Below are 7,197 nucleotides of genomic sequence, written 5' to 3' on the forward strand. Positions count from 1 at the left end.
CCTCAATGCCTGACCTGAAAAATCAACATGCCCACAATTGGTTTCAACTGGAGCACGCCCACCTCACTAGCAGAACCCAATGACCGTATCTGGCGAGTTCAATCAAGTTCTTCCAGCCTGTTCTTCAACCGGGACATCAGCTCCATGCTCTCGTGGAATACAGCCAGGATCAAGGGAGGCTCGTCCTCACGCACCAAATGAAACACCACATGCTTCTGGCATTTGGAAAATCTAACATCATCCCTGTGTTTGAAGAATGAACGCGTATGGAGATAACCTTCCGCAATTTCTTCAAAGTGTGTATCAAAAGCGGAAAGATACTTGTCAGCCTGATCCTCGTCCCATCTTTCCAGTGTGTAGAGAGCAATGCCCTCCAGATCCTGATCTGCAAGGTAGGTGAGTTCAAAAGAAGACATCTAGTCTCGCTTTTTTAATGCTGATTGGAAGATTTCCTTCGCTGAGGAGCGCCCTTTGAGACCCGATTTACCATGATGTTCAATACGCTTTTCCAAAAGCTCTTCCAGTTCAGCCAAAGCAGCCATTTCATCACTCTTGGCATCAGTCAACAAGTCGCCCAGCAAGAAGTCTTTCATCGTCATGCCACGCAACGCCGCCATGGCTTTGAGTTTCTTGTGCTCCTGTGGTGATACATCGATTGAAATACGGCTCATTATCTCTCCATTTCTTGCGGCACATTACCACAAACCCACATTTGTTCAATTCCCAAAATTCCTTGAGAAATCTGAACCCTTGACGGGGAAGTTTACACCCTCATCTAGACTCATCGTGATCCTTGCCAGGATAGTATCATGTGATACTATCACCACATGACACCACCGTTCACGATCACCAGTAAAATCCTCGGTCTCGTTTCCAGTATCGAGAGATTGATTGGTCGTGTGGAAAGCCTCGATCATCCCAGACCACAGCCCCAGTTACGCAAGTCAAACAGGGTACGCACACTCCAAGGAACTCTGGCTATCGAAGGCAATTCATTGGATCTGGAGCAGGTCACCGCCATCCTCGACGGAAAGCGGGTCATCGCTCCCAAGAACGACATCCGAGAGGTTCTCAATGCCAATACGGACTATGAGAACCTGACCAGCTACAGTCCGACTAACCAGAGACATCTCCTAAAATCCCACGGGATCATGATGAAAGGTCTCATCCCTGAAGCTGGCAAATGGAGGACGGGTAACGTGGGAGTGATGAAAGGCAACGTAGTCTCCCATATGGCTCCTCCAGCCGACAGGGTTCCCCACCTGATAGAGGATCTGTTCAAGTTCTTGAAGTCGGATACCCACCCGCTCATCAAGGGCTGTGTGTTCCACTACGAGTTCGAGTTTATCCACCCCTTCCAAGACGGTAACGGGAGACTGGGTAGATTCTGGCACACACTACTTCTGTATCACTACCACGAGGTCTTCGAATACATTCCGCTGGAATCCATCATCAAGAAACACCAGAAGCGTTACTACAAGGTTCTGGAGCAATGCGACCACGCTGGGGAATCCACCCTCTTCATCGAGTTCGCACTGGAGATGATCATGGAGTCACTGGAGGATTTCATGGAGGTATTCAGACCGAAGCATGCCACCCCAGAAGACAGACTGGAAACTGCCAGAAAACACTTCGGTGAAGCATCGTTTTCGAGAAAAGACTACATGACTCTTCACAAGACCATATCCCCCGCTACAGCGAGCAGAGACTTGAAGGCGGGTGTGGACATGGAATTGCTGGCTAAGAGCGGTGACAAGGCTCTCACGCTCTATCAGTTCAATTCCTAATGTTTTAGCCTGCTCCCTGCACCCACCCGGTGACCAACATAGAATGGTGACTGAGTCGGCACACTTGAGTTAGAGACAATGGCTTCAGTCATAGAGCACTGATAGCTTCCACATAGCTCGGATGACTCGCTAGGCTTACTGGTCTTTGAGGTCCGCTTGGCTGAAAGATGCTTGGGATAGAGGATCTGGTTGTGCCGGGACAGCACATGGTGAATGAGGTGGTGGCCTTGTGTTGCCTGGTCGGGAGATAGTCAGCATGGGAAATATCGCCAAGCGCTAAGAAGCTCGGGGAGTTCATGGGCAGATCAGGATCAGGGTGCACGATCAAAGACGGAGAAAGGATCCTGACTCACCATGCAAGCCCCCAGCTTAAACGTATGCATCCATCGAACAAGAAGGTCTTCCTGCATCATTCACAAACTTGGCATGCTTCTTGTTAGGCTCGCTATGGTTGAGTCGTGCTAACCGCATGACCCAAGCGGAGCGAGGATAAAAGCTACCTGAACTTCGTTGTCTGAAATAGGTTGGCACGCCCAACGCTATTGGTTGGCGCGTGGGTTCATTTCTAGTTTAGCAACTTTAACCTAACCTCCAACACTTCTTTCTCATTTAAAATCTGAGAGTCCTTAGAGAAGCTACAACAAATCACTCCTAACAAGTTCGGCCTATTTTTCTTACACCATCCTATCCATTGAGAATAATCCCAATTAACCGTACTCAGATCACCACAGGTTGTTTTATCTAGAGCATTTGATTCGTTGATATGATTCAGAAAATAAGCAGGTAATCTTACATCATAATAGTATACATAAATCCACAACCCTTCGGGCCAGATGTATGTACCATCCGTGATTTCAGCACACCCCATAAAAGCTCCACCTTGTGCGGGATTAATCCTGTTAATCGCATAGCCTAATTGAAAATTCACCTTATTGCCTTTTAGTAAATATTTAGCAATCTGTTCTTTTTCATTTTGAGTGTACTCACCTCGCAAATACTTAGGATTGATATAACCAGCTGGTGCACCATACCCACTCCAATACCCAAGCCCCTTTAACATCTTTAAAGTCTCTACTTAACAAATAAACTAGTCAAATATCCATATAATCCATTTTGAGGACGAAATGTTTTCCAGCCTTGATAACGTCACCTGTATCTCGGCATATGTGTTATCACACAGCCGTTCTTTAACTACATAACGTACTGTCATATTATATCTCTATCTATTTATTATACAGCTTACCTGAAGCTGGGTTCTGTAACACACAGTTAATCTATGATACTACGGCATTCGCATCAACATTGTCCGAACTCTTTTAATGAGCTTCTCATCACTACAGCACTGGGAAATACACAGCCCGCCTAACGAGTTTGTCTGTTCAGTAATTACCTTGAAAATATTATATGGAAATTTTTCCACACATACTTTAGCTATATCCTCTTGTCCATTTAAGGCATCCAAAAGCTCAGTCTTCTGCCCATAAGCAGACCAGTTTACTGAGACAGCTTCTACATATCGAAGCCAGTTTTCATCGCCACCATAGTATCGCTCTAAACCATTTTCCATTTTATATTAAAATACGATAACATTTGTTCCGCCTTGATCTCTTGCTGAAGGTGCTCTGATTCCATCATATCCACTCGCTCTTGCCCAGTTTCCAATTTCCTGTGTCTTTATATAGGAATCACCTGTTATATCAGAGTTACTAACACCTAACCGACTACGTACTGAAGGGTTTGTAAGGTCTAAGGCATTATTCAATCTTATTCTAGCCGTTACAACTACACGACCTTCAAGAGCTCCTGGATAATGAGAAATCTCGGCTAAAGCAGTTTGTTGAGATGTGCCCGCATAAACAGAACCTGTTCCAGGACCGCTGTATCGGTGATCAGCCGCAACATTCCCATCATGCTTTTGCCATGTTGTCACCTCTCTACCTGGGTAGTCCGCCTGTGGAGAGGAGGTGGTGGAGCCGTTCGCATCATAGCTGTGGTGGCTCAGCAGGTCGTTGTTCGTGTAGCTGAAGCTCTGGTCAGGCCGAAGCTCCAGCAGGCTGGTGGTGGATGCCGTACGGGTGGTACGGTTACCCACTGTATCCAGCACGTAGTCGATGGAGCCATTACGCCCGTCCAGCGAGCCAGCGATACTCTCCTGCTTGAGGCGGTAGAGTTTGTCGAAGACGTGATCAACTCATATCAGTTGATCCCTTCTAACATCCAAACTAGGCTTGGTAGCCACATCGTTCGGACTAGTCGCATCGATACCTAGTTCATTATTCATTTGGTTGACGGGGACAAGCAGCACGAGGAGGGCTAGCTGTTTCGGTGTTCAGTCAGAAGTAGGCGAACTTTCCAGTGCAGAGAGATATCAGGCATGTGCGAAGCAACAGGCGGCAAAGGAGACAGGTAGCGTGAAGTCACGTTCGCGGGTTGGTTGTCTGGAATGTCTCACTGGGGCGGCGGCTAGAAAATCACTAGGTTCATCGCCGAATGCCATTCTCCCTTAGATTACCGGAGGAGGCAATCTACTTACCGCATGACCCGAGCGGAGAGAGGATAAAAGCTATCTGGACTTCGTTCTTTGAAATAGGTTGGCACGACCAACGCTATTGGTTGGCGCGTGGGTTCATTTACTATTGATAATACTCCGTTGTCATTTTCCAATCTAACATGGATCCGCTTTCATATGGGATTGTAAATTTATCCACTAGGCACATGAGCACCTTTCTCCTCATCTCAAATTCAACTCCATCAAAGTATAAAACCACTTCATTTTTATCCCAACTCAAAAATATATCACTACTCTCAGCATACCATAGCTGAACTGTCCCTGTATTTTGCTCCTGCATACAAAGATTAAATTCCTCTTCCGTATATACGATTTTTCCTTTGCCCGATAGGTAACCAGAAATTTCTTTACTAGTAGGATTTTTAAGAGCACACCCAATACTCTCCAGCCACGAGATAACAAACCTTAAAGTTGTAGAACCCGTTTCTATTTTAACTATTTGTGTCTCCATAACTTAAAAAGTGAATACATTATCTGCTCCAAGAATACTAATTGCCCTGTAAATTACAACATCAGGGGTATCACTGCTAAAGTAAGCTTGAGCTTTCACACCTCTCTGCCCAGCCACTTCTTTATAAATCCTTAAAGATCTATCCATATCGCGATACTTTCCATGATAGTATCATATGATACTATCACCACATGACAACACCGTTCACGATCAGCAAGGCATCAGTATGAAGAGCTATACCGAGTGCCTGAACAGAAGTCGTCATTAAAGGTTGAGGTATCCTCATGTCACTGAAGCCGCTCTGCAATGAGGTTCTCACGCCCCACACCGACTATTGCCGATGCACGGGCAAGATACGGAGAGTCTCTCAGAGGGGCAAGGAAGAAAAAAGCTATAGGAACCAAGTATGGACTCTAAATTCAAAGTTAAACTTTTGCTCGTTTACAGGCTTCAAAAGATCATTAGAATATCTAACTGAAATGGAATACGCAACACTCATAATGATGATTGTCACATTCTTACAAGAAAGACAATCAACCAAGGATCGATCCTTACAAGGACTGAAGGACTACTTGATTGAAAAAAACTTCTGTGAAGTGATTGAATTTCTTGAGAACAACGAACAAGCACAAAAAGGAATAGAGTTGCTGTTAAAATCGGAATTTACACAAATTCAAGACCAGCTTAAGGTCATAACCGATACTTTGACATCCGTTACTTCCAAGTTAGACGGCTTTAGTCAGATCGTAACTGAAGAGAGTGGCCTGACTGAACAAGCTCTTTACATTTTAAAAGAAGTTAAAGATCGCGAAAATGGTATTCTCTTCCTGAACGGAGAACAGTTAGCCATTGCCCCATGGTTTTCAGGTTTTTTAAATAGCCCTGAACCTCGCTTTTTAGAAGATGACATTAAGCTCCTTCTCTCGTACAACTGGATAACTAATTCAGGCAGGAACACCTACAAGATTACTCGTGCGGGCTATAGAGCTTCCGAGCAACTTTTTCTATAAGCATCTGAATGACTAGCTGGATACTGTCGATGAGGACAAGCATTACAGCTTCTAAGGGTAATACGTTGGATAAAACTCAAGCAACAAGACGATAAGTTCATGCTCAGTACATTTGATAAGTTGAAACTCCGAATCTTGGTATTTTGTACACCAAAGTACCTTATCACCACACTCGTTCTTGCATTGGTGTTCTACCTCATCCTGTCTGCGATTTTCGAAGCACAGATTGACAACCTCCGAGCACTCAAGAGTCCGCTAGTCGATCCTCTTGTTCAATTTTTCGATGACAGGTTTAATCGTGCTCTCAGCTCAATAGTATGTTCAATAATCTCTCTTCGCTGGAAAACAACAGAGGTATTTCTAAACACATAGAGAAGCTGATGAGGTCGGCATAGATGACCCCCATGAGGATATAGCTACGAATCTATTTTCCCCTTCCCCTCCCTCAACGAACATTCTAGATTCAACCCAAATGCCAACGGTCACCAAAACCTTCTACCACAAGCTTGAAACTCTCGCAGCCGAAGAGCTACTGACAGCTGGTAGAATCGTTCACTTCACCCAGCGTACTAACCCACACATTCTGTGCTGCGATAGGTCTTCGTTCCATAGTATTTCCGTAGATCGATACAGCCACAAATCACCAGAGGCTGTCGTCTTCTACTTCAACGTAGACCATGAGCAAAGTCTACCGAAGACAATTCAGAAGGAATGGGGTGTCACCAAGAAACACAGATCCACCGAAGTCAAAATCATCGTAGCTGCCAACGAAGCAGAACAACTTGTGAAGCTTGTCCCCAAGATCATCGATCTTCTTGAGGAACTGGACTACGAAGGCATCAGAGCATTACTCCCCTTCGATCTGTATACCCACCCAGATTATCCCTACCGAATCTGTACCGTAGCCGCGAAGGATCTACTAGGATAGTCCCCCCTATCTTCGTTACCTACTCCCCCATCCCCCGCTCCTCCACCACATCGGGCAGTCAGACTCCCCACGGTTAGATCATGAGGAGTTCTGAGGGGTAAGCGCTAAATCATCGGCCCTTGGATTTCACTTGCGGCTGACGTTGCAACATCGATTTCGTAGACGTCATAGAGCGTCGTATATGACGTCTATGATCAGGCGGCGGTCTCTTGTCTGCTCGTCTGCTGTTTGTCTTGCTGGAGTCTGATCCAGACTTTGGGTAGCAGCTCACGCAGGTTGTCCTGATTGGTCATGTGGGGAATTTTTTCGAAGACCCATTTGAGGTAGGCGTAGGCATCGTGGCCTGCGCGGCGGATGTTTTCGATCAGCGTGAAGATGACCGCACTGCGCCAGCCCGTGTCTTCGTTGCCTACGAACAACCAGTTTTTGGCTCCGAGTTTGAGCGGGCGCAC

The 7,197-nt window shown here is 45.8% G+C and carries 11 protein-coding genes; 4 read left to right on the top strand and 7 right to left on the bottom strand.

What is annotated here, in order from left to right:
* Positions 1 to 98 precede the first annotated feature (98 nt).
* A complete protein-coding gene (locus BUB27_RS17245; RefSeq protein WP_143185135.1) occupies positions 99 to 416 on the bottom strand; it encodes a type II toxin-antitoxin system RelE/ParE family toxin in 318 nt (105 codons plus the stop codon).
* The gene (locus tag BUB27_RS17250) at positions 417 to 671 is read right to left on the bottom strand and encodes an antitoxin (protein ID WP_143185136.1); all 255 of its coding nucleotides are present in this window, start codon (positions 669 to 671) and stop codon (positions 417 to 419) included. It lies immediately after the preceding gene.
* A gap of 156 nt (positions 672 to 827) precedes the next feature.
* Between BUB27_RS17250 and BUB27_RS17255 the strand changes: the two genes are divergently transcribed.
* On the top strand, positions 828 to 1,787 hold the full coding sequence (locus BUB27_RS17255) for a Fic family protein (RefSeq protein ID WP_143185137.1): 960 nt from the start codon (positions 828 to 830) through the stop codon (positions 1,785 to 1,787).
* Between the two features lie 565 nt (positions 1,788 to 2,352).
* Here the strand turns inward: BUB27_RS17255 and BUB27_RS17260 are convergent.
* The 3 genes from BUB27_RS17260 to BUB27_RS19310 all read right to left on the bottom strand — a co-directional run bounded on the left by BUB27_RS17260 (position 2,353) and on the right by BUB27_RS19310 (position 3,717).
* Positions 2,353 to 2,847, bottom strand: coding sequence for a hypothetical protein (locus tag BUB27_RS17260; RefSeq protein ID WP_143185138.1), 495 nt, complete (start codon positions 2,845 to 2,847; stop codon positions 2,353 to 2,355).
* A gap of 222 nt (positions 2,848 to 3,069) precedes the next feature.
* Complete coding sequence (locus BUB27_RS17265) at positions 3,070 to 3,354, bottom strand: hypothetical protein (RefSeq protein WP_143185139.1); 285 nt, start codon at positions 3,352 to 3,354, stop codon at positions 3,070 to 3,072.
* A 6-nt stretch (positions 3,355 to 3,360) separates the two neighbouring features.
* Positions 3,361 to 3,717 (bottom strand): RES family NAD+ phosphorylase, encoded by a 357-nt coding sequence (locus BUB27_RS19310; protein ID WP_159435052.1) that lies wholly within the window; start codon positions 3,715 to 3,717, stop codon positions 3,361 to 3,363.
* Here BUB27_RS19310 and BUB27_RS18980 point away from each other — a divergent pair.
* Positions 3,697 to 4,056, top strand: coding sequence for a hypothetical protein (locus tag BUB27_RS18980; RefSeq protein WP_159435053.1), 360 nt, complete (start codon positions 3,697 to 3,699; stop codon positions 4,054 to 4,056). The two genes, BUB27_RS19310 and BUB27_RS18980, sit on opposite strands and share 21 nt — an antisense overlap.
* Positions 4,057 to 4,420: 364 nt before the next feature.
* On the opposite strand, the gene BUB27_RS17275 is transcribed toward BUB27_RS18980, so the two are convergent.
* Complete coding sequence (locus BUB27_RS17275; RefSeq protein ID WP_143185140.1) at positions 4,421 to 4,807, bottom strand: hypothetical protein; 387 nt, start codon at positions 4,805 to 4,807, stop codon at positions 4,421 to 4,423.
* A 479-nt stretch (positions 4,808 to 5,286) separates the two neighbouring features.
* On the opposite strand from BUB27_RS17275, the gene BUB27_RS17280 reads away from it, so the two are divergent.
* Positions 5,287 to 5,817: a hypothetical protein gene (locus tag BUB27_RS17280; protein ID WP_143185141.1), complete on the top strand. Its 531-nt coding sequence runs from the start codon at positions 5,287 to 5,289 to the stop codon at positions 5,815 to 5,817.
* 472 nt (positions 5,818 to 6,289) lie between these two features.
* Positions 6,290 to 6,745, top strand: coding sequence for a hypothetical protein (locus tag BUB27_RS17285; RefSeq protein WP_143185142.1), 456 nt, complete (start codon positions 6,290 to 6,292; stop codon positions 6,743 to 6,745).
* A gap of 194 nt (positions 6,746 to 6,939) precedes the next feature.
* On the opposite strand, the gene BUB27_RS17290 is transcribed toward BUB27_RS17285, so the two are convergent.
* The coding region (locus tag BUB27_RS17290) for a transposase domain-containing protein (RefSeq protein WP_200797159.1) at positions 6,940 to 7,197 on the bottom strand (258 nt) is incomplete at its 5' end.

It is taken from the genome of Rubritalea squalenifaciens DSM 18772, assembly GCF_900141815.1.
Lineage (GTDB): Bacteria > Verrucomicrobiota > Verrucomicrobiia > Verrucomicrobiales > Akkermansiaceae > Rubritalea > Rubritalea squalenifaciens.

What these genes read in the sequence shown, in the direction of transcription:
- BUB27_RS17275 (WP_143185140.1), bottom strand. Translation starts at nt 4,807, where the DNA reads ATGGAGACACAAATAGTTAAAATAGAAACGGGTTCTACAACTTTAAGG.
- BUB27_RS17265 (WP_143185139.1), bottom strand. Translation starts at nt 3,354, where the DNA reads ATGGAAAATGGTTTAGAGCGATACTATGGTGGCGATGAAAACTGGCTT.
- BUB27_RS18980 (WP_159435053.1), top strand. Translation starts at nt 3,697, where the DNA reads ATGCTTTTGCCATGTTGTCACCTCTCTACCTGGGTAGTCCGCCTGTGG.
- BUB27_RS17280 (WP_143185141.1), top strand. Translation starts at nt 5,287, where the DNA reads ATGGAATACGCAACACTCATAATGATGATTGTCACATTCTTACAAGAA.
- BUB27_RS17245 (WP_143185135.1), bottom strand. Translation starts at nt 416, where the DNA reads ATGTCTTCTTTTGAACTCACCTACCTTGCAGATCAGGATCTGGAGGGC.
- BUB27_RS17250 (WP_143185136.1), bottom strand. Translation starts at nt 671, where the DNA reads ATGAGCCGTATTTCAATCGATGTATCACCACAGGAGCACAAGAAACTC.
- BUB27_RS17285 (WP_143185142.1), top strand. Translation starts at nt 6,290, where the DNA reads ATGCCAACGGTCACCAAAACCTTCTACCACAAGCTTGAAACTCTCGCA.
- BUB27_RS17260 (WP_143185138.1), bottom strand. Translation starts at nt 2,847, where the DNA reads ATGTTAAAGGGGCTTGGGTATTGGAGTGGGTATGGTGCACCAGCTGGT.
- BUB27_RS17255 (WP_143185137.1), top strand. Translation starts at nt 828, where the DNA reads ATGACACCACCGTTCACGATCACCAGTAAAATCCTCGGTCTCGTTTCC.